25 protein-coding genes are annotated in these 25,222 nt (G+C 39.7%); 10 read left to right on the top strand and 15 right to left on the bottom strand.

Annotation, left to right across the window (positions count from 1 at the left end):
• Window positions 1–46 precede the first annotated feature (46 nt).
• Window positions 47–1,465, top strand: a complete 1,419-nt coding sequence (mpl, locus tag A379_RS11770; RefSeq protein ID WP_081696420.1) for a UDP-N-acetylmuramate:L-alanyl-gamma-D-glutamyl-meso-diaminopimelate ligase — start codon at window positions 47–49, stop codon at window positions 1,463–1,465.
• Between the two features lie 352 nt (window positions 1,466–1,817).
• Here the strand turns inward: mpl and A379_RS11775 are convergent, their stop codons facing one another.
• Window positions 1,818–2,426 carry a MarC family protein gene (locus A379_RS11775; RefSeq protein WP_040728280.1) on the bottom strand — a complete coding sequence of 203 codons (609 nt, stop codon included), beginning with the start codon at window positions 2,424–2,426 and terminating at the stop codon, window positions 1,818–1,820.
• Window positions 2,427–2,985: 559 nt separating this feature from the next.
• Here A379_RS11775 and A379_RS11780 point away from each other — a divergent pair.
• The 6 genes from A379_RS11780 to A379_RS11805 all read left to right on the top strand — a co-directional run bounded on the left by A379_RS11780 (window position 2,986) and on the right by A379_RS11805 (window position 7,931).
• Complete coding sequence (locus A379_RS11780; RefSeq protein ID WP_040728281.1) at window positions 2,986–3,315, top strand: multidrug efflux SMR transporter; 330 nt, start codon at window positions 2,986–2,988, stop codon at window positions 3,313–3,315.
• 536 nt (window positions 3,316–3,851) lie between these two features.
• A complete protein-coding gene (soxA, locus tag A379_RS11785; protein WP_040728283.1) occupies window positions 3,852–4,655 on the top strand; it encodes a sulfur oxidation c-type cytochrome SoxA in 804 nt (267 codons plus the stop codon).
• A 26-nt stretch (window positions 4,656–4,681) separates the two neighbouring features.
• Entirely contained in the window at window positions 4,682–5,353 is a 672-nt protein-coding gene (gene soxX / locus A379_RS11790) for a sulfur oxidation c-type cytochrome SoxX (RefSeq protein WP_040728285.1), read from the top strand.
• 166 nt (window positions 5,354–5,519) lie between these two features.
• A complete protein-coding gene (locus A379_RS11795) occupies window positions 5,520–6,449 on the top strand; it encodes an MBL fold metallo-hydrolase (protein ID WP_051145199.1) in 930 nt (309 codons plus the stop codon).
• Window positions 6,450–6,582: 133 nt separating this feature from the next.
• Window positions 6,583–7,095, top strand: coding sequence for a helix-turn-helix domain-containing protein (locus tag A379_RS11800; protein ID WP_040725716.1), 513 nt, complete (start codon window positions 6,583–6,585; stop codon window positions 7,093–7,095).
• Complete coding sequence (locus A379_RS11805) at window positions 7,005–7,931, top strand: IS3 family transposase (protein ID WP_106381680.1); 927 nt, start codon at window positions 7,005–7,007, stop codon at window positions 7,929–7,931. Before A379_RS11800 ends, A379_RS11805 begins: the two co-directional genes overlap by 91 nt.
• Before the next feature lie 115 nt (window positions 7,932–8,046).
• Here the strand turns inward: A379_RS11805 and A379_RS11810 are convergent, their stop codons facing one another.
• From A379_RS11810 to A379_RS11820, 3 genes are all read right to left on the bottom strand, one after another.
• Entirely contained in the window at window positions 8,047–9,414 is a 1,368-nt protein-coding gene (locus A379_RS11810) for a sigma-54 dependent transcriptional regulator (protein ID WP_040728286.1), read from the bottom strand.
• The gene (locus A379_RS11815) at window positions 9,407–10,810 is read right to left on the bottom strand and encodes a sensor histidine kinase (RefSeq protein WP_040728287.1); all 1,404 of its coding nucleotides are present in this window, start codon (window positions 10,808–10,810) and stop codon (window positions 9,407–9,409) included. The genes A379_RS11810 and A379_RS11815 overlap by 8 nt, the downstream gene beginning before the upstream one ends.
• Before the next feature lie 135 nt (window positions 10,811–10,945).
• The gene (locus A379_RS11820; protein ID WP_040728288.1) at window positions 10,946–12,025 is read right to left on the bottom strand and encodes a porin; all 1,080 of its coding nucleotides are present in this window, start codon (window positions 12,023–12,025) and stop codon (window positions 10,946–10,948) included.
• A 283-nt stretch (window positions 12,026–12,308) separates the two neighbouring features.
• On the opposite strand from A379_RS11820, the gene A379_RS11825 reads away from it, so the two are divergent.
• Window positions 12,309–13,193 (top strand): PhnD/SsuA/transferrin family substrate-binding protein, encoded by an 885-nt coding sequence (locus tag A379_RS11825; protein WP_051145200.1) that lies wholly within the window; start codon window positions 12,309–12,311, stop codon window positions 13,191–13,193.
• A 38-nt stretch (window positions 13,194–13,231) separates the two neighbouring features.
• Here the strand turns inward: A379_RS11825 and A379_RS11830 are convergent, their stop codons facing one another.
• The 10 genes from A379_RS11830 to A379_RS11875 form a co-directional block, all read right to left on the bottom strand.
• The gene (locus A379_RS11830) at window positions 13,232–13,552 is read right to left on the bottom strand and encodes a hypothetical protein (protein WP_040728289.1); all 321 of its coding nucleotides are present in this window, start codon (window positions 13,550–13,552) and stop codon (window positions 13,232–13,234) included.
• 12 nt (window positions 13,553–13,564) lie between these two features.
• Window positions 13,565–14,092: an elongation factor P hydroxylase gene (locus tag A379_RS11835; RefSeq protein WP_040728290.1), complete on the bottom strand. Its 528-nt coding sequence runs from the start codon at window positions 14,090–14,092 to the stop codon at window positions 13,565–13,567.
• A 93-nt stretch (window positions 14,093–14,185) separates the two neighbouring features.
• The gene (hemL, locus tag A379_RS11840) at window positions 14,186–15,466 is read right to left on the bottom strand and encodes a glutamate-1-semialdehyde 2,1-aminomutase (protein WP_040728291.1); all 1,281 of its coding nucleotides are present in this window, start codon (window positions 15,464–15,466) and stop codon (window positions 14,186–14,188) included.
• Between the two features lie 131 nt (window positions 15,467–15,597).
• Complete coding sequence (thiE, locus tag A379_RS11845) at window positions 15,598–16,230, bottom strand: thiamine phosphate synthase (protein ID WP_040728294.1); 633 nt, start codon at window positions 16,228–16,230, stop codon at window positions 15,598–15,600.
• A 79-nt stretch (window positions 16,231–16,309) separates the two neighbouring features.
• On the bottom strand, window positions 16,310–16,813 hold the full coding sequence (locus A379_RS11850) for a peroxiredoxin (RefSeq protein WP_040728295.1): 504 nt from the start codon (window positions 16,811–16,813) through the stop codon (window positions 16,310–16,312).
• Between the two features lie 172 nt (window positions 16,814–16,985).
• A complete protein-coding gene (rpiA, locus tag A379_RS11855) occupies window positions 16,986–17,651 on the bottom strand; it encodes a ribose-5-phosphate isomerase RpiA (RefSeq protein WP_040728296.1) in 666 nt (221 codons plus the stop codon).
• A gap of 198 nt (window positions 17,652–17,849) precedes the next feature.
• Window positions 17,850–18,347, bottom strand: a complete 498-nt coding sequence (locus tag A379_RS11860; protein WP_106381703.1) for a hypothetical protein — start codon at window positions 18,345–18,347, stop codon at window positions 17,850–17,852.
• A gap of 78 nt (window positions 18,348–18,425) precedes the next feature.
• Entirely contained in the window at window positions 18,426–18,977 is a 552-nt protein-coding gene (locus A379_RS11865; protein ID WP_040728297.1) for a copper chaperone PCu(A)C, read from the bottom strand.
• 55 nt (window positions 18,978–19,032) lie between these two features.
• On the bottom strand, window positions 19,033–19,632 hold the full coding sequence (locus A379_RS11870) for an SCO family protein (RefSeq protein ID WP_040728299.1): 600 nt from the start codon (window positions 19,630–19,632) through the stop codon (window positions 19,033–19,035).
• Window positions 19,633–19,718: 86 nt separating this feature from the next.
• Entirely contained in the window at window positions 19,719–21,788 is a 2,070-nt protein-coding gene (locus A379_RS11875; RefSeq protein WP_051145201.1) for a TonB-dependent receptor domain-containing protein, read from the bottom strand.
• Window positions 21,789–22,218: 430 nt separating this feature from the next.
• Between A379_RS11875 and ilvA the strand changes: the two genes are divergently transcribed.
• Both ilvA and arfB read left to right on the top strand, forming a co-directional pair.
• Complete coding sequence (ilvA, locus tag A379_RS11880) at window positions 22,219–23,748, top strand: threonine ammonia-lyase, biosynthetic (protein ID WP_040728300.1); 1,530 nt, start codon at window positions 22,219–22,221, stop codon at window positions 23,746–23,748.
• 140 nt (window positions 23,749–23,888) lie between these two features.
• On the top strand, window positions 23,889–24,302 hold the full coding sequence (gene arfB / locus A379_RS11885) for an alternative ribosome rescue aminoacyl-tRNA hydrolase ArfB (RefSeq protein ID WP_040728301.1): 414 nt from the start codon (window positions 23,889–23,891) through the stop codon (window positions 24,300–24,302).
• Window positions 24,303–24,429: 127 nt separating this feature from the next.
• On the opposite strand, the gene A379_RS11890 is transcribed toward arfB, so the two are convergent.
• Entirely contained in the window at window positions 24,430–25,170 is a 741-nt protein-coding gene (locus A379_RS11890) for a DUF4395 domain-containing protein (protein ID WP_040728302.1), read from the bottom strand.
• Between the last annotated feature and the right edge of the window lie 52 nt (window positions 25,171–25,222).

Raw genomic sequence — 25,222 nt, forward strand, 5'->3', positions numbered from 1 at the left:
TCGGTCAAGTTTAAAAGTTAGTTACTATTAGAGCAAGGATAAATCAGTGAAACCGCAAAAAATACACATATTAGGCATTGCCGGAACCTTTATGGGCGGTATCGCCCAAATTGCCAAAGCGATGGGGCATGAGGTAACCGGCTCTGATAAGGCGATTTATCCTCCAATGAGCACGCAATTAGAACAAGCGGGCATTGGGGTAATGGATGACGATTCGATTGAATTTTTAAAACATGAACCTGACGCGGTGGTGGTGGGTAATGCCAAAAGCCGAGGGCACGTTGCCGTAGAAGCCACTTTAAATGCACAACAAGTTTACACCTCTGGCCCACAATGGCTGGCTGAACATATTTTAAAAGATCGCTGGGTAGTCGCTGTGGCAGGCACACACGGCAAAACCTCAACCGCCTCTATGGTGGCGTGGATTTTAGAGTTTGCCAAATTAAATCCTGGTTTCTTAATTGGTGGTGTGCCCGAAAACTTTGGTGTGTCGGCTCGATTAGGTGATTCACCGTTTTTTGTGGTTGAGGCCGATGAATACGACACCGCATTTTTTGATAAACGTTCTAAGTTTGTGCACTATCATCCAAGAACTTGTGTGCTCAATAATCTTGAATTTGACCATGCCGATATTTTTGATTCGGTTAAAGACATCCAAAAACAGTTTCATCACTTAGTACGCACTGTGCCTGGCAATGGGTTAATTGTAATGCCAAATGATGAACCGAACTTAGATGAGGTCATTACACAAGGTTGTTGGACACCGATAGAAAAGCAAGGTTCAAGTGCCGAGTGGAGTTACAAACTGTATGAGCAAGATGGTTCTGAATTTGAGGTCATGTTTCAAGGTAGTTGTTTAGGGCGTGTGGTTTGGCCATTAAGAGGCCTGCACAATGTGCGTAATGCGTTGAGTGCAATTGCGGCGGCGGTGCATTGTGGTGTGCCAGCGCGTATTGCGGTAGAAGGTTTATCTGAGTTTAAAGGGATTCGCCGCAGAATGACGTTGGTTGGTGAAGCGGGAGGAATCAAAATTTACGATGACTTTGCCCATCATCCAACCGCCATTGAAACCACGTTAAAAGGTGCCAAAAACCAACTTTTAAAATCTACCAGGCCTGGTAAAACCGATGATGATTTAGATTCTGCGAAGCAATCAGGACGATTAATCGCCGTGTTTGAACCGCGTTCCAATACGATGCGAATGGGGATTCACAAAGCGACATTACCCAATGCGTTTATAGAAGCCGATGCGGTTTATGCCTTTATTGATGATGCTTGGAATTGGCAACTGCCTACAGAGCAATTTACCCAGCCGATTTATGTGCAAAATAGCTATGAAAAGCTATTAGAGCAGTTAATGATAGAATTGCAACCTGGCGATACCGTTGTAATAATGAGTAACGGCAGTTTTGGTGGCATTCACCAAAAACTGTATTCTGCTTTACAAACTCAGTATTCAATATAATGTGGGCTTTGCTCGAAATAGCCATTTTATTAGTAGTAGTCGGCTGGGTCGTGTGGATGGTCTTACCCCCTAAAAGAAAAAAGTAAATGGCATAGAGTATTGCACAAGAGTATGAATGTGTGGGCTAATTTATGTGGCATAGAATAGGTTAAAAGCGCACTATACGGTTACCATATTTTATGGTTTTAAGGGGCGTCAGCCTAATTTTTATCCGCATGAGACTTATACCAAAACCTATTTGAAAATAGAAACTTACCAGGCCTGGTAGGTACTGTGGCAATATAAATTATGTAAGCATAGCGCAAAATTTCATTTTTAAATCAATTGGGTCTGATTCATTAAATTTCTTATTTCACAAAGCAAAATATTCCTTTATTCCAGATAATACATTTGCTGTTGCAACAGAAGCCAGTATTAAACCCATTACTCGACTTACAATGCTCGCACCTCCATTACCAATGAAACGATGAATCCAGGTTGCACCAAGCAATAGTATAAGCACAACAAATAAAACAGCGAGCATCATGCCAGTCGTTTGCGCTTGTTCGACGAGATTATAACGTGCATTTTCTGTCATCAAAACGGCGGCAAGCATAGCACCAGGACTGGCTATCGAAGGAACAGCAAGAGGAAAAATAGCCGTTTCACTTTTACTGCTTACCAACTTAACTTCTTTTTCTGGCTTACTCTCACCAAAAATCATAGATAAGGCAAATACAAAAAGCACAATGCCACCAGCAATCTGAAAAGCCGATAGTGGAATTGCCATTGCTTTAAGTATGAATTCACCAGCGACAACAAAGAACAATAAAATAGCGGCCGCTACAAGTGTGGCTTTGATTGCGATGATTCTTTTAGATCTTGCATCAAACTGGCTCGTAACAGCGATAAAGACTGGAACGGTGCCAATCGGGTCGATTACGGCAAAGAAAAAGATGAATGTTGAAACGTAATCGATCATTTGAATTTGTCCTTATATTGGTTAACGATAAACGACTTGGCTACGGGTTAGCACAACCAACTTGGTATTTTATTAGGTTTGCATATTGATGAATTAACCATTTACAGCATTCGTGTTATGAGATGTTTAAACAAATTTAACACCCAATATTGAGTACAAGGTGCTCATGTTTTGCATACCATATTATTATGGTCAGTAATTTCTACACTGGATGAGCAGTTGCTTGCAAAGGTTATTAAGATATTACATTAAAGAACCCCGTTTTACTAAACTAAATGTATAGTCAATCACCCTGAGAATGTATGCGCTTAGATGTTTTTTATGAAGAGTTTTTTTGAAATTTTACCACAGGGTTGAGCGGTTTCGTTTTGTGTGTTTTAAACGATAATCGGTTAAATTAAAAGAGCTATTTATTGCAAACAGGTACAGGTCTTTTTACTCTTTAGTGCTTGCTCGGATAGGATTAATGCATGGGATTTACCACGCAGATAGTTTAAATTCATGTTGTAAACTGGGTGGGACGAGTTAAAGTGGCTCTATTAAATTAAAGGTAATAAACATGGTTTATTTGTATTTAGGTTTAGCGATTGTTTTTGAAGTCATTGCTACCAGTTTTTTAAAACTGAGTGACGGCTTCACTAATTTATGGCCTAGTGTTGTTGTGATAGTGGGTTATGGTTTGGCGTTCTACTTTTTAGGCCTGACGTTAAAAGAGTTACCAATAGGCGTTACATACGCTATTTGGGCAGGGCTAGGAATTGTTTTGTTAGCCTTAATCGGCATGATGTTTTTTAAACAAATACCTGACTTAGCTGCCTGGATTGGTATGGGCTTGATTATGGCTGGTGTTATTGTCATTCAGCTGTTTTCTAAAACCGCTTCCCATTAAGTTTTAAGGTACTGTGGTTTCTAAAAATAAAATGAATATAAAGAGACTTTTGCACGAGTCGATGAACGTATAAAAACGGCTATAACCCTCTATCTTCAGGCTAAAAAGTCCGCCCAATAACTCGTTATTAAGCGTATTTTTTAGCCTAAATCTAAAGAATTCTATCTCGTTTTTCTTACGTCCCTGACTCGTGCAAAGGTCTCATAAAGTTTTAAACTATTCCTGCCGTTCATTCAGTTCTGATTGCTAGAGTTACCAGGCCTGTTAGTTTGCTCGAAATCAAGTGTTTTGTTTTGTTTCAACACGGATTTTCACTCCTTTTTTATTTTCTTCAACTTTCACAAATCGTTTGATACCGTCCAGGTATTGCATTTTGCAATGCTTTTTGCAAAACACCCTGTTTTTATAAAATCTTTCTAAAATAAATCTATAAAAAACAACATCTTAAAGTTTGTGTGGTTTGGCATGTAAATTCCTATATAAAAGTTAAGCGCTGATAAACTCGGCCTTATTAAAAACATTATTGAGGATATGTTATGAAGAAGACAACGACATGGCTTTTAGCATCTTTATTGAGCAGTGGAGCTGTACTGCCTAATCTTGCTTTTGCAGAAGAAGCAAGTGTTGCGGATTATAGAGCGATGCTTGAAGGGGACAGCCCTGGTGAGTTTTGGGTAGATGACGGTAAAGACCTATTTTATGCAAAATCAGGCCCAAAAAATGTGAGTTTAGAAAACTGCGATTTAGGTAAAGGCCCTGGCGTTGTTGACGGCGTTTATGCTGAACTTCCTAGGTATTTTAAAGACGTTGATCAGGTCATGGATCTAGAGACACGTTTAATGCACTGTATGATTACTCAGCAGGGCAAAAACAAAGACGATATTATCAAAAATGCTTTCTCTAACCCTAAAAAGGGTAAAGATTCTGAGATGGAAAAGATCGTTGCTTATGTAGCCGCTCAGTCTAATGGTCAGAAGTTCAATCTTACTCTATCGCACCCAAAAGAAGCAGAATCTTATAAAACGGGTGAAGGGCTATTTTGGCGTCGTGCGGGCACAATGGATTTTTCTTGCGCAACTTGTCACGCTGCAGATGGCAAACGAATCCGTTTACAGACTTTATATAACGCCTATAACGATAAAACAACGATTCCTTCATGGCCTACCTATCGTGTTTCAAAAGCGACTGTAAGAACTATGCAAAACCGTATGTGGGATTGTCACTGGCAGATGCGTTTACCAGATGTGGATTTTGGTTCAAAAGCCACAATTGATTTAATTACGTTTATGACCAAAGAATCAAATGGTGGAGAAATTCAAGTTCCATCGATTAAACGATAGTGACCTCTTATTTAAGGATTTAAAAGATGAAAGATATTACTTCAAAATCAACTTTTGTAGCCTCACTTGCCATGGCTGCTATTACGGTTGCCGCATTACCAAACACAGCGTTTTCAGCGGAACAGGCTGCAAGTTTTGATAAAACGGTATTGGCTAATGTAGAACAAACGGTACAAGAGAGCTGGACTCGCTCAAGCGCAGAAGAGCGTAAGCGTTTGGTGCAAGATTACAGTATGAAAGTGTGTACTCAATACAAAGATAAGCCAACGCCAGAATTAGCTAAAAAATTGACTGAAATGAACCGTGCGTTAATTCAATACCCCAAAGATGGCATTAAGTTGGGTGATTGGAAAGCAGGGGAAAAATTGGCATCAAGTGGTTATGGTATGAGAATTGGTACCATTAATCCAGATGATCCAAAGAAAAAGCCAAATGGTGGTAACTGCTACGCATGTCATGCGTTAAGTCCTTCTGAGCCAGCCGCTGGGAATCTAGGGCCTAAATTAACAGGCTATGGCTCTCGTGGTACAAGTGATGCGATGATGAAATACACCTACGAAAAAATTTATAACGCCCATGCTTTCTATGCTTGTTCAGGTATGCCGCGTTTTGGGGTACATAATGTGTTAAGTGATAAACAGATATCAGACATTATGGCCTTTTTAATGGATCCAAAATCATCTGTGAACCAAAAGTAAACGGGTGGTAGTGGATAGGGTGTGATAATACATATTGTAAAATCATATCCCATTCTCCTCCTCCAATTAGCCAGCTTGCTGGCTTTTTTAATTAGAAATAGACTTTTAATTAAAGTTGTTTGAAAATATGAGTTCTTAATACAAGGGCTCTAAAAAGGAAAAAATTATGCTGAATAATTTTAAAAACGTGATTGCAGTAGCTTTGCTATTTGTTTTTAACAGCACTTATGCGATGGACTTTTCAGCGCAAAAAGTAACCGATGGTGTTTATGCCTATATTGGCCCTCTAACTGACCGTACACCTGAAAACTTAGGTTTAAATAATAATATCGGTTTTATTGATACAGCTGATGGTTGGGTTTTGGTTGATTCTGGAGCGGGTGATGCAGCGGCTAAAAAATTAGAAAAAGCGGCTAAATCAATTAAAGAACAACCGATTGTCGCGGTGATTAACGTTGGTAGCCAAGACCATAGATGGTTAGGTAATGACTACTTTGCGAAACAGGGCGCTAAAATTTATGCCTACAAAGGCACGGTTAAAACACAATCTTCTATGTTTGACACCTTAGTGAGCAGATTGTCTAGCAAGGTACCTGGCACAGAAAACACTAAAATGAAAACGGCTGATATCGTATTAGAAGAGACGCAAAACACCCTTAAAATTGGTGGTGTTGTAATGCAATTAAATTTCTATGGTAATGCTCATTTTCCTGGTGATTCCGTTCTGTATCTACCAGCTCAAAAAGTACTATTTACGGGTGATGTTGTTTATGTAGATCGTATGTTAGGGGTACACCCTTGGTCTAATACCGTTACTTGGAATGAGGCTTATAAAGAGATGCGTAAATTGCCAGCAACCTATATTGTGCCTGGTCACGGTAAGGTGTCAGATTGGGCAAAAGTGGATATTGAAACGGGGAACTATCTAGATAAGTTAGTGACTAATTTGACGGAAGCCGCTGAAAATATGTCTGGTGTTGGTCAAGCGGTTTCTGATAATAAAGATTGGCCAGAAGTTAAGCACTTAGAACATTACGATTCATGGCACAAACAAAACCTAAATCGTACTTATTTACGAATTGAATCTACAATGTAAATCGGTATTAAAATATTGGTTAGTTTTGTTTAATAAACGAACCTAATCATCCTTAAAATACTGTGTTTAATCTCTTTAAAACCTACTCGTGAAGTGACCCCCAAATGTTGGACACCAACTTTGGGGGTTTTTCATGTCCAAATACAATCGAGAATTTAAACTGGCGATTGCTAAGCAATGCCTTTCTCATGAATCCAGTCTGTCCATTTCCAAGCGACTCGGTATTCCAGATCGCTATATCCGTTACTGGACACAAGTCTATCGTTTCCATGGTCAAAATGCGTTTATCAAACGAAACACACCATACTCTTTTGAAGACAAATATCGTATCCTAAAACACATGCGTGAAAATAACTGGTCTATTAGTTATACCAGTATTGTCCATAACATGAGTTCTCCAGGTACGATTTCTACTTGGCTCACTCAATTCGAACGGTTCGGCCTTTCAGGCTTGCAGCCTAAAAAGCAGGGTAGAAAAATGAAAAAAAACCAAAAGCAAGAAACCATTAAACCAACCGAACAAATGAGCCTAGAAGAGTTACGAGAAGAACTCGAATACCGTCGAGCGGAGAATGCTTATTTAAAAAAGCTCGATGCCCTGCTTCAGGAAAAAGAACGCCAAACCAAGAAAAAGCAGGGCTCATAGATCAGCTTAGAAAGTTCTATCCACTTAAACATCTTCTCAAGGCCGCAGGGCTTGCGCGCAGTGTGTTTTATTACCATCAGGCGCGCAATGCGCTGCCTGATCGTTATGCGGACGTTAAAAGAGCGATTCAACAACTCTGTAATGAGCATAAAGGTCGTTATGGGTATCGACGCATGACCTATGCGTTAAGACGCTTAGGTCACTTTTTAAACAAGAAGGCCGTTCAACGTTTAATGCAAGAACTGAACTTGAAGTCATTCGTCAGGCCAAAGCGTTACCGATCCTATAGAGGTCAAGTAGGCCGAATTGCCGAAAATGTGCTTCAAAGAAACTTCCGTGTTGATGCACCGGATAAAAAATGGGTCACCGATGTCACGGAGTTTAAAGTCGGAGAACAGCGAGTTTACTTATCCCCAGTGATTGACCTGTTTAACCAAGAAGTGATTAGTTATCGAGTGGCCAAGAGTGCACGGCTACCACTGGTGACCGACATGCTAAAAGAAGCAGTCAATAAGTTAACAGGCAAAGTCAAACCGATATTCCACAGTGATCAAGGCTGGCAGTATCAGCATAGTGATGTACAGAAGTTACTAAAAGAGAATGGATTAACTCAGAGCATGTCAAGAAAAGGGAACTGTTTAGATAATGCGGTTGCTGAGAACTTTTTTGGAATCCTCAAAACCGAGATGTATCATCGTAAGAAGTTCAATAGCGCTGAGCATCTAATGGAAGAAATTAAAGACTATATTGAGTATTACAATACAAAACGAATCAAGGTGAAACTAAAAGGCCTGACTCCGATAGAATATCGAAATCAGGCCTTAAGTGCCGTTTAACTAAAATGTCCAACTTTTTGGGGTCACTTCATCGGCTTGAGGCCTGGTAGGTTTTTTTGTTTTTATCTACTTCTATTCTTGTTGTTCTTGTCTGCTTTTTATTACTTTTTACGGTTTATTTTTCAGCGGCTTGTTGTTGCAGTTTTCTATATAAAGTAGAGGCATCAATGCCTAGCTTTTGTGCCGCTTTTGATTTATTACCTTGGCAAGCATTTAAAACATGGTCAATCCATAGGTTTTCTATTTCAGCTAAACTCGCTTCTTCAGGCAGAGTGATGCTCGAATTTTCGAGCGAACCCACTTTATATTGGTGAAGTTCACTCGGCAGGTGAGAAATCTCAATGGTATCGCCTTTGGTTAACACCACGCTGCGTTGAATAATGTTCTCTAACTCACGTATATTACCAGGCCAGTCATAATGACTAAGGGCGTCAAAAACCTTAGGTGAAATACTATAAATCTGTTTATTGAAACGTTTTGCATACATTTTTACAAAGGATTCTGCTAAAGCGGGAAGATCTTCTTTACGGTGACGTAATGGCGGAATTTGTATTGGGAAGACATTGATTCTATAGAATAAATCCTCTCTAAATAAGCCTTGTTCAACAAGCGGTTTTAAAGGCTGGTTGGTTGCAAAGAGTAGCCTTACATTGATTTTAATCGCCTTGTTTCCACCTACACGAACAATGGTTTGATCTTGTAAAAAATGCAGTAATTTTGCTTGAACATCTAGTCGAATGCTATTGATTTCATCCAATAATAAAGTACCGCCATTGGCTAATTCCAGCAGGCCTGCTTTGCGGTTGCTTGCACCAGTAAAGGCGCCTTTTTCATAACCAAATAGCTCAGATTCAACCAGGTTTTCTGGCAGTGCAGCGCAGTTAAGTTCAAAATAGGGGCCTTTAGGATTGGTACCAATACTATGAACATATTTTGAAAGCACACCTTTTCCCACGCCTGTTTCACCATAAATAAGCAGCGATACATCGAGCGGTGCGGCTTGTTGAACCTCTTTTATAATCTCTTGCATGGCTAGCGATTTATAAATAGGTTCTTGACTGGATTTTTCGAGCTGTTGCAGTCGGGTTTCCATTTGCAGCATACGAGTTTGATGCTGAATCATATTCTGTAAACGTGACAACAGGTTTTGAATAAGACTGGTATCAAATGGTTTGGTAATCAGGTCAAATAGTCCAAATTTAAACGCTTCAGTGGCATCTTGAACGCTGGCATAACCCGTAATCATCACCACTTTGGTCGTGTTATTATGCTCTTTAACCGCTTGAACGATTTGTAAACCATCCCCATCGGGTAATTTTAAATCGGTTAAAACAACTTCTGGGTTAATTTGGTGAAGCTGGTGCAACCCTTCAGTTAAGGTATGGCAAATGGTGGTAGCAAAGCCTTGTGATTCAGCTAATTCACCCAGAAGCTTGGCCATGTCTATATCGTCTTCAATAATTAAAATTGAGTAATTAAGCATCTATTGGTACCTGCAATAAAAATGTTGTGCCGTTTTGGTCGCTTTTTTGGATGGTTATCTCCCCATGCATTTGTTGAAGAAGCGTTCTGTTTAGGTATAAACCTAATCCCGTACCTGAGTTGGATTGTGCATTGGCCGTTTTAGTTGAAAAGAACGCTTTAAAAACTTTTTGTTGGGTTTCTTTATCAATACCTTCACCATTATCTTCTACCTGAAGTTTCCAGCCTGGGCTCTCTTCATCGGCCATTAAAGTAAAAATCATCTCTGTGGCATTGGCTTCCATGCTATTGGATATTAAATTAAAGATAATCTGTTCAAAAGAGCTAGGGTCAATTTTACTCAAGGCAGAAGTGGGGTGGTTAAATTGCAAACGCATATTGGATTTTTGCCGAGCGATGGGGGTCATGGTTTGTAGTAAGTTGTCAATAAAGCTCACTAAATCAATCGATTGAATGATTAGTTCAGGCTTTTTGGCAGAATCGAGTAGGTTTTTAACCGCATCAGAACAGTTTTTTGCCTGGCGTTCAATAATTTGTAAACGTTCTATGAGGGCGTTATCTTCTGTTTGTTGAATGGCCATTTGTGAGTAACCGATGATATTGGCTAAGGGGGTGTTTAAATTATGTGCTAAACCCGCTGCCATTTGGCCTGTGGTAATGAGTTTTTGACTTTGACAGAGGTTTTGAGTCGCTTTGGCACTAAATTCATGTGCGGTAGCAAGTGATTTAATGTGTTGCTGTAAAGCTTGTTGAAGTTTATACACGGCATTGTTTAGCAGGCTCAGTTCATCGGGTAAATCTTGTTTTAGGTCGAGCGTTTCATAAAATATTTTTTGGGTGGAGTTCAGCTCTAAACACAAGTCTTGTATTGGGTTAATCACATGTTTAGAGAGCAGTCGTTGAACAGCAAAAAACAAACTAGCAAGCATGAATAAGAAGGCAAGCGCCGCCAATATCGACAATTGTAATAAGGATTGGTTGATAGAGGTTGTACTAAAGTGTAATGAAATATTACCCGCAGGTCGGTTAAAGAAAGTTAAAGGTTTATTAATTTCCAGGCCTGGGGATTCGATTATTTCTGCGTGGGTTACTTCTGAAAGCACTTGGTTGTGCTGATTGGTAATTTTAATTTTAAGTAAATCGGGGTTCTTATTGACCAAGTCATGGCTCATTCTCTCAATAATGCTGTACTCCTGTAACATAACGGCATCTAAGGTGAGTGTAGAGACTTGCTCAGCTAAAGCGAGCGCTTTACTTTTTAATGATTCTTGTAAAATATGAGAGATAAAGTAATAACCCGATACACTCAGCGCGAGTGTGATGACTACCAGGCCAATCCCTAAGTAAAAATTAAGAATGCCTGCAAGTGTTTTGGGGCGAAGTTGACTTAGCGTCATAATAGGGTGTCTTTAATGAATTCCATTTTGGTTATTATATCGGTAATCGCGGTATGCCTTAAACATATAAAAAAGCCAGTTAAAAAACTGGCTAAAAACAAAGGTCTTAAAGAGAATAGATTAATTATTTAGTTTTTAGTATCCAAACTTTGCATCAATACCAAGAGTGAATGTAGTGGCATTATCATCGCCACGCTCGTGTTGGCTCCAGCCCGCAATAATGGCTGATTTTTTAGTGAGCATATATTTGCCGCCTAAACCAATGGTCGTTGCATCATCTGTTTTGCTGTAGGCATTGTCTTTACCTGCTTCGTTTAGCCCGTAACTAGCCGTTAGTAGACCATTTTTACCCACTTTTTGTGAGGCAATCATAAATACGTTTTTACCCAGGTTTACTCCAGTTGCATCTTCATATAAACCCGCTAACGTTGTGCCTGAACCAAACTTATATTGGGCTGTAAATTGATTTGAAGAACCATTTTGAGCACTTGTAGCACTTGTTGGGTCATTGTCACTGTCAAGCGTGATGGTATCTGCCGTTAAACGTAAACCACCATTGGTATATTTCACACCAAAACCACTTGCGCTACCACCTGTAAGGCCTTTAAGTTTTCCTGAGTTGTGTATATCAGTTGTTGTGCTGCCGTCTGATAATACTGAATAGTGAGCATTTACTTCAAAGCCATTCATCTTAGGTGAAACATATTCTGCTGTGCTATTAAAGTAGTTAGCGTCTAGGTTTGAGGCACCCTGTTGCCCACTTTGACGAGCTTGTAAAACGTGATCCGTCCAAGGGTCAATTGCGGTATAGCTTGATTTATAGCCCGTTGTTAAACGTCCCATACGAATCTGACCAAACTTCTTATTTTTTAAACCAGCATAGGCTTCACGGGCATAAATGCTATTAGCATCGCCACTCTCATCACCATTTTCACCAACGGTTTTGTATTCGGCTTCGAGTTGATAAATTAAAGAAATATTTTCAAGGGTTGTATCTAGGCTTCCTTTCATACCAAAACGAGAGGCATTACTTTTAAATTCACCACCCTCAGTGCGCCCAACCATTGTGGTATTTGTTCCATAGTCTACACTGGAGCTGTCGAAAGAAATATTGGCCTGACCATAAAATTTCATGGTGTCTTCTGCCTGAACTTGAGAAATGGCCGCACATGCAAGTGCGATTGGTGTGAGTTTTAATAAGATTTTGTTGTTCATAGTTTCCTCATTTATTTCTTAAAAGCTAAATTTTGGGATTAAATTTTTATGTTTTTGGGGTGTGTTCAAATTTTATTTACATTGAATCTCATTCAAATCCCTTACTACTAATAGGAAAAAGCGTGCCATAATTAACTTGTTGAAATATAATGGTTTATTGTTTTAAAGGTTTGTGCTTAACGCAAAAAGTATTGCATTTTGCAATACATATTAGTTAATGGTGATTGAGATGTAATTGGGCTCAATAAACGGTAGACTAATCACACTATTTTGAGGGCGTAGAATGAAACTGTTTTTAGTGTATTTATCCCTGTTTGGGATGCTTAATCTGCTTGGATGTGATTCCGATTTAGAACAGAGTAAACCAGAAGTTATTACCAGTGAACAAGCCGCTAACCCTAAGACTGAGGGGTTGGTTTTAGCTGTTCATCCTTATGACATACCTTCCAAAGTGCAACTACACTTTCAACCAATACTTAATTACCTAAGCCAAACCCTTGGACAAAAAGTCTCTTTGTATGTAGCAACCAGTTACGAAGATCAAATTAGGCAGATAGCAACAGGTAAGGTTGATTTTGCGTACTTGGGGCCAAGTAGTTTTATTAAAGCTCGAGACAACTATGTTGATGACTCTGGCAGAAAAGTACAGGCAATTGCTACAGAAAAACCCTACCAAGGTGCGGTAGTTGTTCACAAAGATAGCCAAATGAATAGCTTGCAAGATTTAAAAAACCACAGCTTTGCTTTTGGTTCTTATTACTCTTATGCGGGGCATTTTGTGATTAGAGAAGCCTTAAAAGAAAATGGGGTACGTTTGGCTGATTTACAGCTATACAGTTTTTTAGGTAGGCATGAAAGGGCTGTTTTATCGGTTGCTTATGGTGATTTTGATGCGGCGGCCACTACCTTAGGTATTGCAGATCGTATGCAAGCACTTAAATATCCTGTAAAAGTCATTTACACCTCAAAGTTATTAGCGCCTATTGTATTGGTTGCGGGACCACAAGTTGATTCCGTGCTTGTGAACAAAATAAAGAAGTTACTCTTAAACCCAAGTTTTGAAGGCCAAGAGATGATTACTATGTTTGCGCCTGGCGGTTCATTCTTTCCTTATGACGAAGGGGTGTATGAAGAGGTTCGTAAAACGGTTGCACTGTTTGAGCAGTAATTGGATAGCTAGATAAGAAAGGCTAAAAAGCTAAAAGCCTAAATTAATATGAGTAAATCGCCAAAGCCCCAGATTAGTGTACCCGCTACTAGTGTGATATGCGTTAGACGTACCTTCTTTTGATGCCAGCGCGAGGGTGTAATATCGTCAATTTCTCTTATGGTTGTATTGCTTTCCAAACTATCATAGAGGATTTTTAATTCGCCATGCAGTAGAGAGTATTCACTCATTACCGCAAACAATACAATTAAACTGCCAAAACGAGCAAACCATAATGGCTCTAAGGCGAGACCTAAAATTAAACCTACCAGGCCTGCCAGCCAGGACAGAAGCAATAATAAACCACTTTTCTTTTTCATAAATTATCCAAATTAGAGTGAGAACTCCGTTTTATGCAGTTTCTCATTTTTTCGGTAATGTGCTATCAGTGCGTTTGACCACATTTTGGCTCGGTTAGGTAAGCCGTTTTGTAAATAGCATTGCACTTGATTATAAACCGCTTCTTGAAACTTTTGAGAGGGTTGATTATTTAGTGCAATGTTATCGGCGCTAAAGTGAAATTGAAACCCAGCCGAAACCGAAAATATCCACTCTAAAGCCTGAGGTTTAACTTCTACCTTTTCAAACTCTGCTTGACGTTCTGCTGAGCGGCCGTCAGGTTCATACCAGTAGCCAAAATCTTCGAGCAAACGGCGTTCTTTACCTGCCACACACCAGTGCGAAATCTCATGCAGTGCACTGGCAAAAAAACCGTGCGCGAAAATAATTCTATGATGCGGATGCAGTGCATCAGCAGGGCGATAGATTGGCTCTTCTTCACAGCAAATTAACTCGGTGTTATAGCTAGGTATAAATGTTTGGTTGAATAGCGCTACAAGCGTTTGTGGTGAATGTTGCATATTTGAGTGTTTTTAAAGAATAAACAGAAGGGGTTTAATAAATACCAGGCCTGGTAAATAGGTTTTTACCAGGCCTGGTAGAATCAAATGTATTTATAAACACGCCATGACTTTTCGAGCCGCTTCAATGGTTTTTTCAACATCTTCATCAGTATGTTGAGATGAGATAAACCCAGCCTCAAAAGCAGAAGGAGCAAGGTAAATACCTTCATTTAACATGCCGTGATAGAAGGCTCTGAAACGATCCATATCGCCTTTACAAACTTGTGCAAAACGGCTGATGTTTTTCTCTTCGGTAAAGAAGAAACCGAACATGCCACCCACTTGGTTAGTGGTGAATGGAATATTGTTTTCATCTGCGGCCGCTTGCATGCCAGCGAGCAGTTTTGCGGTTTTAGCAGTGAGGTTTTCAAAGAAACCGTCTTCTTGAATCATTTGTAAGGTTTTTAAACCTGCCGCCATCGCTAATGGGTTACCTGATAAAGTACCTGCTTGGTAAACTGGGCCAAGAGGGGCGATGTGTTGCATGACTTCACGTTTACCACCAAAGGCTCCAACAGGCATACCGCCACCAATGACTTTACCGTAAGTGGTTAAGTCTGGCTGCACATTATATAAACCTTGCGCACCCTGTAGGCCAACACGGAAACCACACATGACTTCATCAAAAATCAGTACCGCACCCGATTCATCACACACTTCACGAAGGGTTTGTAAAAAACCTTCTTCTGGCGGAATGCAGTTCATATTACCTGCAACAGGTTCTACAATAATACAAGCGATTTGATCACCGATCTCGGCAAAGACTTTACGTACTTCGTCAGAGTCATTGTGGGTAAGTGTCAGAGTCTCTTCGGCTAGAGCGGCTGGAACGCCTGGTGAAGAGGGTACTCCCAAGGTTAGAGCACCAGACCCAGCTTTTACTAATAAAGAGTCTGAATGACCGTGGTAACACCCTTCAAATTTAACGATTTTATCGCGACCAGTATAACCACGAGCCAAACGAATCGCGGTCATGGTGGCTTCAGTACCTGAACTCACCATACGCACCATATCCATTGATGGGATAAGGTCGCAAACTAAATCGGCCATGGTGGTTTCAATCTCTGTTGGCGCACCAAAACTTAAGCCTTTTTCGGCTTGTTGTTGAACCACTTTAACCACTTCTGGATTGGCGTGGCCAAGGATTGCAGGCCCCCAAGAGCCGACATAGTCAATGTACTGTCTGTCATCGGCGTCGATTAAATAAGCCCCCTTGGCTTCTTTAAAAAAAACAGGATCTCCACCAACGCCTTTAAACGCTCTAACGGGTGAGTTTACGCCACCTGGAATATGTTTTTGGGCGGCTTCAAATAGATCATGTGACTTACTCATGGAGATTCCTTTTGGTATAGCTTGTTGAAATGCGATGTTATCGACTCTTAACAGCAAAAATAGGTTCGCTAAAATGTGTCGGTATTATAGCCTGATTTACCTCTAAAGATAAGCGGGGTTATAAACGCACATTAGAATAGATTTTGAATGGCTCTGCTTTGGTTTTCAATCTCTTTGTGGGCAAATATGCCTTGAATCACCGCAACCGAATCTGCACCCGCTTTGATGAGCGAGTTTGCATTGTTTATATTGATACCACCAATGGCTACGATGGGAATATTGAGCTGTTTTTTTGCGAGTGTTAAGGTGCTTAAATCAGCCTGTGGTGCATTGGGTTTGGTTTTGGATGCAAAGAAACGCCCAAAGGCGACATAGTCGGCACCCAATGTTTGCATGGCTTTGGCTCGTGCTAAGTCGTTATAACAACTCACACCAATAATGGCGTCTTTCCCGAGTTCCTGACGCGCAAGAGTAATATCGTCATCGTCTTTGCCAATATGTACGCCATCCGCATTCACCTGTTTAGCTAATTGAATATCATCATTGATAATGAACCAGGCCTGGTAGCTTTGACAAAGGGATTTAAGTTGGCTGGCAAGTTCGATTTTTGTTAGTTGGTCGTTAACCTTGTCCCTAAACTGAACGATTTTAGCCCCGCCTTTAAGGGCTTGTTCTACCTTTTTAATGATATTTTGACTGTTCATTAATTGGGTATCGGTAATTACATATAAACCAGAAATAGGCTTGAAAGAAGACTCTGTCATAAGGGTTTGATTTTTTAGGAAGGAGAGAAGGGTTCTCCTTACTCAAGTGAATAAGGAGTGGCGTTGAGCGATTACCAATTTATAACTGCGGGCTCATCTGTTTAATGCGTTCAGTGACCATTTCAAATTGCACTTCACCTACTTGTTGATAAACAATTTTTCCGTTAGGCGCAATTAAAAAACTGGTAGGGGTTAGCAAAACATCGCCAAAGGCTTTGGCTAATTGACCATCAGTGTCCATCACAAAGGTAAACGGATAAGGGTTGGCTTTAATGAATTTTTCAACTTGTTTGGCGGGATCGTAGTCCATAGAGATAGCAACCAGTTCAAAGCGATCGCCCAAAGTTTGTTTCATTTTGGCTAAGTCAGGCATCTCTTTAATACAGCCTGGGCAAGAGGTTGCCCAAAAGTTGACTAAAACAGGTTTCATTGGCTTGTTCAGCTGAATAGTTTGCCCCTGCGTACCTGTAACCGTTACATTAGGCGCCTGTCCGAGGCCATCTGAAAATACAGTGAGATAAAGTAGAGTAGAAAGTAAACCTACAACAAAGAGTCCAAAAATTTTACTGCCGATATTTTCCATAATATTTCTCTAAATATTCTCTAATTATCACACCCTAAAGGAGGGTGGTTCAATAAAGTAGCTCAATAAAAAAGGGTCATTGTAAAGATGACCCTTTTTGCTGTCTTGATGTAATCATACGTTGTCATTGCGTATTGACAATATCCTACAAATGATTGTCAGACTTTTTTCATTATTTTGCGGTGATAGTCTCAACGCCGTTTGCTGTACCACAAAGGAAAATATCCGCTTTACGAGCTGCAAACAAACCATTAGTGACTACGCCAACAATGCTGTTTAATTCATTTTCCATGGCAACAGGGTCAACAATTTCTAGGCCGTGAATGTCTATAATGATATTGCCGTTATCGGTTGTAAAACCATCACGCAATACTGGCTCACCACCAAAGCGTTTAACAATTTCACGCGCCACATAACTGCGCGCCATTGGAATCACTTCCACAGGCAGTGGGAATTTACCTAAAACATCGACTTTTTTACTGTCATCAGCAATACAGATAAATTTGTCTGCAACCGCTAATACAATTTTTTCACGAGTAAGTGCACCACCACCACCTTTTACCAGGTGAAGACTTGGATCGGCTTCATCAGCACCATCAATGTAAACAGACATCTCTGCAACACTGTTTAAATCAAACACAGGAATTCCGTGACCTTTTAAGCGTTCCGCAGTGGCTTCTGAACTTGCAACCGCACCTTCAATGCTACCTTTGATTTTAGCCAACTCATCAATGAAAAAGTTAGCCGTTGAACCTGTTCCCACACCAATAATCGTGTCTGGAACAACGTATTCAATTGCCGCTTGTGCTACTTTTTGTTTAAGTTCATCTTGTGTCATGGGAGACCTCTTCTTTGCTATTACTATTATTATTTTATTTTTTTGTAACTGGTAATTTTAATCAATTAACGGAGACTTGTATAGGAGATATTACGGATTGTTTTGAATGTTGACAGAATCTATTGAGCGAATAGGAGAGGGAAAATCACCAGGCCTGGTAAGACAAGCCTGATGATTGAGTTTAGTGAAAAGACACTATTACGGCTTTAAAGTAGGCGATGGCTCAACTTTTGGTTTTTCTTGAACCAGTGCAGGTGGCATAGAGCCTTCTGTGCGCGGGTAAACTTCAACAATCATCCCAGACTGTGAAACGTAGTACATATCAGGGTAAATGTGTACTGTTTTAAAGGTCATTGGACGAATCTGGCGAGATTTCTCGGCAAGAGGCTTGCCTAGATTCATATACATACCGCACATCGTCATACTGGTAACGACTTTTTTCTGTCCCATAAAGTCATGGTCTTTTTGACTAAGCTGAGAACGAAGGTCAAGCTCTTTAATATGCTCTTGGCGTTCAGCATCGCTTGTTAAGGTTGAATAGTTAACACACAGTTCTAAAGTGCCTGATTTTGATAAAGAACCTTCACGCTCAAGTACGCGTTTAGCCGCTTCTGTTTGTGCAATCGCTGAATTGGCGATTGCTAATGTGAAAATAAGCCCGATTGCCATAGTGGCTTGTTTAATATTGTTTTTCATACAGCTCTTCTATTATTGGTCATCCATTTTTGGATTGTGAATTTCTATCGACGACAGATTTTAACAGGAAATAACAATTTAATGCATGTGCTCGTGTGAATGCTCCATCATTTGTTCATGCTTCATTTCATGTTCCATTTGATGATTGTTATCGTCAGTCATTGGCATTTTATGTTTCATCATCATGCCTTTCATTGATTTAACTGGCATGGTTACCATTTTAGAACTACCATCTTCAAAGTTTAATTTTACGGTGATTTCTTGCCCCATTTTTAATGGTTTATGCGGGCCAATTAGCATAATGTGTAAACCACCTGGTTTTAATTCGGTTTTACCCGAAGCAGGAACATCAATCGCTGGAATTTTTCGCATACGCATTACACCATTGTCATTGGTGTGAGTGTGAAGTTCTACAACCTTAGATACATCCGATTCAGCCGAGATAATTTTAAGTGGTACGCCCGACTTGTTTTCAATTGTCATAAAACTAGCACTTGCTGGAGCTCCTGGAGGGACTTCGCGAGCAAATGGAGCGTTTACCGTTGCGTCTTCAGCTTGGTTTGCAAATACTGGCAAGCTTGAAAGTGAAGTTAAAAGGCTTAAAGAAAGAATGCTGAGTGTTTTTTTCATTTTTATTCCTGTAAATGAAGCTTGGTTTCAAATAAATAGTTAGTTATTAAATCTGTTATTTCACATATTGCTGAATGATTTTAATAAACATATCAGGTGATGTGGCGTGTGGTAATTGGTTTTGTAATTTACCCTCTTGGTCAACCACATAAGTAAAGGCAGAGTGGTCAACGGCATAATTGGTACCGTTATTAGGGTCATCTACTTTGGCATAAACAACACCATAATTTTTAGCAATTTTAGCGATGGTTTGTGCATCACTGGTTAAGCCAATCATATTGGCATCAAAGTAATTTACATATTCCTGCAAACGGCTAGGCGTATCTCGTTCTGGATCAACTGAAACAAAAATAATTTGTAACGCCGCTTTTTCTTTATCTGATAACTGTTGATAAGCCATAGATAGGTTGCCTAGATTGGTTGGGCAAATATCAGGACAATAGGTGTAACCAAAATAGAGTAATACAAGCTTACCTTGGTAATCACTTAACTGGGTTTTTCCATTAATACCCTGAAGAGCAAAGTCACCACCAATGGGTTTATCTGCAGTGATGATTTGAGTTTGATTGTTCACTTTATTAAAAGGTTGAACAATCCACGCTGTTCCAAGAATGGCACTCAAGGTAACGATAAATAGAATGACTTTAGTATTCATGTAAATCTCTTTGTGTAAAAAACAATAAAGCCATTTATTGAATCAATAAATGGCTTTTGGTGTAAAACGATATTTAATTCAGAAAATTAAAATTTAGCATTCAGTTTAGCCCAAACTACACGGCCTGGTTCGTAGACTTTATAGGTTGCACCTGTTGTCGCATCTGTGCGATTGAAATAGGTGTAGTAAGCGTGGTCAAAGAGATTATCTACACCAGCTGAAAGCTTGATGTTTTTATTGATTTTGTAGTTACCAAATAAATCTAATGTACTCCAGCCTGCTGTTTCAAGCTCATTAAAGTCAGTGTTTACAGAATCTTGATTGGTTGCGAAATTAAAACGTGAACCTGCATCCCAGTTAGAGCCTGCATATTGAGCATAAACACTACCTGAAAGCGGTGCGATATTGCTTAGATTGCGGTTGTCAGTTTCATTGGTTCCATTAGCTAGACTGGCATTACCACCAAGCGTAATATTTTGTGTTGCTTTCATATTACCCGACATTTCTAAACCAACAATGGTGGCATCCTTGTTTAGATAAACTGTACGGTTATCAACCCCTCCTGAGTGTGCCTTAAGATAAGCGGTTTGATTTTTACCTAAGTCTTTCAAAATATAATCATTCACTACATCGTAGTAAGCTGATACAGACCAATTAGAACTTGAACTTTTTTGTGAGATTCCAATGTCAAGTTGGTTATGCTGTTCAGGATTCAGGTCTGGGTTACCGACCCATGAAATATCATTTCCATTCTTAGTGCCGCCTTTCGCAATAAATAACTCAGTTGCATCAGCATAGCGGTGAGTGCGGCTTAAGCCCGCAAATAAATTAATTTCATTTTCAAGAGTACGTTCATATCTTAAAAGGCCATTTAGGTTACCTTGTTCAGTATTTGTGTCAGTTGAATTATTACTGTACGTTGCGTTATATAATTCACTTGCTATATTGGTAGTACCGCCTCCTGAATGACCATCTAAATCGGCGGCATTAGCATCGGCATTGTAGGCGTCATACCTTAAACCTAAGATAACTTTTTGATTGTCTCTAAAGAACGAGGTGGACTCTGCAAAAATACTTTTGGTTTCACTTTTTACGTCTGGCCACATGTACCACATACTTTGACCACTTGCAGCATTAGATAATGTGGAAATTTTATCGACGCCTTCAAACTGAATACCATAATCTAATTGTGTGTGCCCAACCATGCTTGTTAACTGAATTTTTGCTCCCTGCGTTTTAACATTGGTTATGTTTAGAGACTTCATTCCAGGTGTATTTTCTCTTAAAGTATAGTTGTCCATTTCATGGTCAACATCAGAGCTGTAGATATCAACTTCAATATTTTGAATGTTTTCTGAAATATTGGCGCCTTTGTATCTTAGGCTGGTGGTTGTACCGTCTGATTTAGGGGAATCCATCGAAGCACCTGCAAATAAAGCATCTTCAACTAGTGTGTTTTCATAGGATAAACGCAGTTCATGGTTTTCATTCGGCGTCCAACCTAAGTCGATATGACCCTGTTGGCTTTCATAACTCGATTCAACTTCATTGCCATTACCATCGGTATAGTTATCGGCTGATTTTTTTGAACCCTGTAAAACGATATAACCTTTGTCACCACCAGCAGAAATCGTGGCATTCATATCTTTGGTTACACCATTGTTGGTGCCACCAATATTGATTTCACCGTTATAAGGTTTGCCTTCTTCAAAGGTTGGTGCCTTACGCTCAAACAGCACGGTACCACCAGTTCCACCTGAGCCATAAGTTACCGAGTTAACACCTTTGACCACGGTTACTTCATCAAAACTGCTCATTTCAGCATAGGCCGTTGGAGGGTCCATGCGGTTAGGGCAACCACCTTCGATTTTAGCCCCGTCAATCAGTACATTTAACTGTGATGCACTTTGTCCGCGAATTACTAAATCCACACCGTGACCACCCATTCGAGAAGCATCTACACCAGAAATTTGGCGTAAGGTTGTTCCTGTCTCGGAGTTACCTGAATTGAGTAATGTTGTTGCGTCTGTAGTAATTTGTTGTGCAGTATCTTTGGTTGCTGTAACTTCAACAGGCGCTAAATCAGTCGCTAAAGTGTAAGTTGGCACTAAACAAGCAGATAAGATGGCAATGTGGATTTTTTTACGTGTGAACATGGTTGACCCTTAAGAACGTGTATCTATCGAGTTTTATTTATTAAGTGATAGGGATTTAAATTTGGATGTATTGTAAGTATGGAGAAAATAAATACTGTTAAGAAATTACTGAAAGTTTACCATGTAGATTGACTAAACATTAAAGAAAGTCTTAAGAGAGTTTGGATTATTGATTAGAGTTAAGAATGGGTTAAATGGTTATATAAATTATTAGTGATGCTTGATTAATTTTCCTAATAAAAGAGTTCGACAACAGAGTTATCTTTTATATGGAAAACGGTTGTTTACAGGCTAAATTATCGCTTGATAAGCGCCAATTTTTAATGTGTTTGGATGCTATAATGAGGACAATTTATTGATAATGTTTAAAGCGTTTTTACTTTTTGTCCATCCAAATTAAGGCACTGGGTATAAACCGTTAGGAATGTGAATGCCAGAAGAAATCCTTAAAAGAGTCTTAACCGCACCTGTTTATGATGTGGCGAGAGAAACACCGCTAGAGCTAGCGCCACTTTTATCTAAACGTTTACAAAATAAGATTTATTTAAAGCGCGAAGATTTACAGCCTGTTTTTTCCTTTAAACTGCGTGGCGCTTATAACCGAATGGTGCAACTTTCTGATGAGGAGAAAAAAGCGGGGGTGATTGCCGCTTCAGCTGGAAATCACGCTCAAGGGGTTGCGTTGGCGGCATCAAAATTGGGTGTTGAAGCAACCATTGTTATGCCAGAAACTACGCCACCTATTAAAGTGAATGCGGTTCGTGATATGGGCGGTAATGTGGTTTTGGTTGGCGACTCTTATGATCAAGCTTCTGCTTATGCTAAAAAATTGGTTGAAGAGAAGCAGCTTACTTATATTCACCCTTATGATGATTTAGATGTGATTGCAGGCCAGGGTACGGTTGCTTTAGAGATGCTTAGGCAGTTTAGTAAACCGCTTGATGTCATTTTTGTTTGCGTTGGCGGCGGTGGTTTAATTGCTGGAATTGCTTCGGTCATTAAACAGGTTTCACCTAAGACTCGAATCATTGGGGTTGAACCTGAAGATGCGGCTTGTATGACTGAGGCGCTTAAAGCGAATAAAAGAGTGGTTTTAGATGAAGTCGGCATTTTTGCCGATGGGGTTGCGGTAGCTCAAGTGGGAGAGATTCCATTTAGAATTGCTCAGACTTGCGTCGATGAGATGATTACCGTTAAAACAGATGAAATTTGTGCCGCGGTAAAAGATATTTTTGAAGATACCCGTGCCATTGCTGAACCAGCGGGGGCTTTAGCGGTTGCGGGGGCTAAAAAGTTTGTTGAGAAATACCAGGTGTCGGGTTTGAATATGGCCGCTACCGTCAGTGGCGCTAATATGAATTTTGATCGTTTACGCCATATTTCTGAAAGAACGGAATTGGGTGAGAAACGAGAAGCGATCTTTGCGGTCACCATTGATGAAACTCCTGGGAGTTTTAAAGAGTTTTGCGAGCTGTTGGGTAAACGTCGCGCCATTACTGAGTTTAATTATCGTTACTCAGACAGTAATCACGCTGTGGTATTTGTGGGGGTACGTACTGAGGGTGGTTATGCTGAAAAAGAAGCCATTCTGGCAGAATTAAAAGCAGCTAATTATTCTGTACAAGATATGTCAGATAATGAGATGGCTAAATTGCATCTGCGTTTTATGGTCGGTGGTCATGCTAATGGTGTGCAAAACGAATTGCTGTATCGTTTTCAATTTCCTGAGCGTCCAGGAGCCTTATTGAATTTCTTGATTCATATGAGTGAAGAGTGGAATATCAGTTTATTTCATTATCGTAATCATGGCTCAGCTTATGGGCGAGTTTTGGTTGGGGTGCAAGTTCCACCCGAGCAACATGCTGATTTTGAAGCGTATTTAGAAAGTTTAGGTTATCCCTTTGTTAATGAACAAGATAACCTTGGTTATCAACTTTTTTTACGACCAACAAATGATTAATAGATTTTTTTAGTTATTTTAATTGACCACGAAGTTACGAAGACACGAAGTTTATTTAAAACTAAACTTTATTAAAAACACTTAGACCCTCGTCTTAGTGTCTTTGTGATTGAATTTTAAAATGAATAAGCTGTCTTTTTATGATTACTATCTCAAATAATATTTCAATTGCAGATGATGAAGTTGAGCTTACAGCCATTCGTTCTCAAGGGGCTGGGGGTCAAAATGTCAATAAGGTGTCGTCTGCCATTCATCTACGTTTTGATATTGTGCAATCCTCCTTGCCTGAACCTTATAAAACTCGATTGTTAGCACTTAAAGATAAACGTATCAGTAAAGAGGGCGTTTTGGTTATCAAGGCTCAGAAGTTTCGCACTCAAGAAAAAAACAGAGACGATGCTTTTAAACGATTGCGAGAGCTTATACAGTCCGTTATGGTTGTGGCCAAAGCCAGGCTTGCAACAAAGCCAACAAAAGGTTCTCAAAAAAGGCGTTTGGAAGGAAAGGCTAAGCGAGGTCAGATTAAAAGTTTGCGCGGTAAAATAGATTATTAAAGGTTGGAATAGTACTTTTGAAGTTGTCCTGTGTTTACATAATTGAGTTAATCACAGGGCAAACCAGGCCTGGTAAAAAAGAATTAGCCAGGCCTGGTTGTTTAGTGTTTAGGTGTAGAAGTTTAGATTAGCTTGATGAGCTTTCAGCGACCTGTTTTTCTTTATGTTTACGAGCGATTTCATCCCAGTCAATATTGTTACATTCGTAACACTCTTCTTTGATAACGCCCATCCATACTAATAATGAGTGAACTTTACAGCCCACACAAAAACCTAAAATAGCCTCTAGCCACATAAATGCAATACAGACCCAAACGAGGTTTACAGGCACCCAATAAGGGATAAAGTTTTCAGTTTCCGAAACAAGTGTTTGTCCCGCCACACTATTAATCCAACCAGCTACTGTATCTGGATTAAAAAACATTAAACAAACGGTAATTAAAGACGCACCTATCGTCCAGGCAAAACGTTTTGGAACGAGAGGTTTCCAGACTGGAGGAACGTTACGAGCTAAAAAAGTCGCTAAATAGATGGTTGGAGACAGGCGAGAAGTTAAGACAAACATGCCCGCTATCATTTCAAACAAGCCATAAAAGAGTAACCAGGTTTGCACGGTGTAGTCATAAGTCCGTTTTACCGCCTCAACCTGGTAAATAATTTGGTCATCCCAGTTGGTATCGTAAGTATCTACCGCAGTATTGCCATCAACAACCCAACTACTTGTGTAAACAACATCGTAAAGTGTAAGACCCATATAAAGAGGAATCAGCAGTAACATGCCTGCGCGAATACGCATAGCCACTTCATTGATATAGATGGCTTGTTCATTAGTGTCTCTAAACCATAAATTTTTAAACATATCGAGCATCCGTTGCTCCTTATTTAACTACGGTGATAAATTAGGCCAAAAAAATCACTTT

Origin of the sequence: Thiomicrorhabdus sp. Kp2 (assembly GCF_000478585.1) — a bacterium.
In the GTDB taxonomy this organism is placed as follows: domain Bacteria; phylum Pseudomonadota; class Gammaproteobacteria; order Thiomicrospirales; family Thiomicrospiraceae; genus Thiomicrorhabdus.

Excerpts from the sequence above, each read along its gene's own strand:
- A379_RS11835 (WP_040728290.1), bottom strand. The coding sequence starts at position 14,092 with ATGCAACATTCACCACAAACGCTTGTAGCGCTATTCAACCAAACATTT.
- A379_RS11825 (WP_051145200.1), top strand. The coding sequence starts at position 12,309 with ATGAAACTGTTTTTAGTGTATTTATCCCTGTTTGGGATGCTTAATCTG.
- A379_RS11810 (WP_040728286.1), bottom strand. The coding sequence starts at position 9,414 with ATGCTTAATTACTCAATTTTAATTATTGAAGACGATATAGACATGGCC.
- A379_RS11890 (WP_040728302.1), bottom strand. The coding sequence starts at position 25,170 with ATGCTCGATATGTTTAAAAATTTATGGTTTAGAGACACTAATGAACAA.
- rpiA (WP_040728296.1), bottom strand. The coding sequence starts at position 17,651 with ATGACACAAGATGAACTTAAACAAAAAGTAGCACAAGCGGCAATTGAA.
- A379_RS11815 (WP_040728287.1), bottom strand. The coding sequence starts at position 10,810 with ATGACGCTAAGTCAACTTCGCCCCAAAACACTTGCAGGCATTCTTAAT.
- A379_RS11850 (WP_040728295.1), bottom strand. The coding sequence starts at position 16,813 with ATGGAAAATATCGGCAGTAAAATTTTTGGACTCTTTGTTGTAGGTTTA.
- hemL (WP_040728291.1), bottom strand. The coding sequence starts at position 15,466 with ATGAGTAAGTCACATGATCTATTTGAAGCCGCCCAAAAACATATTCCA.
- soxA (WP_040728283.1), top strand. The coding sequence starts at position 3,852 with ATGAAGAAGACAACGACATGGCTTTTAGCATCTTTATTGAGCAGTGGA.
- thiE (WP_040728294.1), bottom strand. The coding sequence starts at position 16,230 with ATGACAGAGTCTTCTTTCAAGCCTATTTCTGGTTTATATGTAATTACC.
- A379_RS11860 (WP_106381703.1), bottom strand. The coding sequence starts at position 18,347 with ATGAAAAACAATATTAAACAAGCCACTATGGCAATCGGGCTTATTTTC.
- A379_RS11780 (WP_040728281.1), top strand. The coding sequence starts at position 2,986 with ATGGTTTATTTGTATTTAGGTTTAGCGATTGTTTTTGAAGTCATTGCT.
- A379_RS11820 (WP_040728288.1), bottom strand. The coding sequence starts at position 12,025 with ATGAACAACAAAATCTTATTAAAACTCACACCAATCGCACTTGCATGT.
- A379_RS11800 (WP_040725716.1), top strand. The coding sequence starts at position 6,583 with ATGTCCAAATACAATCGAGAATTTAAACTGGCGATTGCTAAGCAATGC.
- A379_RS11775 (WP_040728280.1), bottom strand. The coding sequence starts at position 2,426 with ATGATCGATTACGTTTCAACATTCATCTTTTTCTTTGCCGTAATCGAC.
- A379_RS11795 (WP_051145199.1), top strand. The coding sequence starts at position 5,520 with ATGCTGAATAATTTTAAAAACGTGATTGCAGTAGCTTTGCTATTTGTT.
- ilvA (WP_040728300.1), top strand. The coding sequence starts at position 22,219 with ATGCCAGAAGAAATCCTTAAAAGAGTCTTAACCGCACCTGTTTATGAT.
- soxX (WP_040728285.1), top strand. The coding sequence starts at position 4,682 with ATGAAAGATATTACTTCAAAATCAACTTTTGTAGCCTCACTTGCCATG.
- A379_RS11875 (WP_051145201.1), bottom strand. The coding sequence starts at position 21,788 with ATGTTCACACGTAAAAAAATCCACATTGCCATCTTATCTGCTTGTTTA.
- A379_RS11870 (WP_040728299.1), bottom strand. The coding sequence starts at position 19,632 with ATGAATACTAAAGTCATTCTATTTATCGTTACCTTGAGTGCCATTCTT.
- A379_RS11865 (WP_040728297.1), bottom strand. The coding sequence starts at position 18,977 with ATGAAAAAAACACTCAGCATTCTTTCTTTAAGCCTTTTAACTTCACTT.
- A379_RS11830 (WP_040728289.1), bottom strand. The coding sequence starts at position 13,552 with ATGAAAAAGAAAAGTGGTTTATTATTGCTTCTGTCCTGGCTGGCAGGC.
- arfB (WP_040728301.1), top strand. The coding sequence starts at position 23,889 with ATGATTACTATCTCAAATAATATTTCAATTGCAGATGATGAAGTTGAG.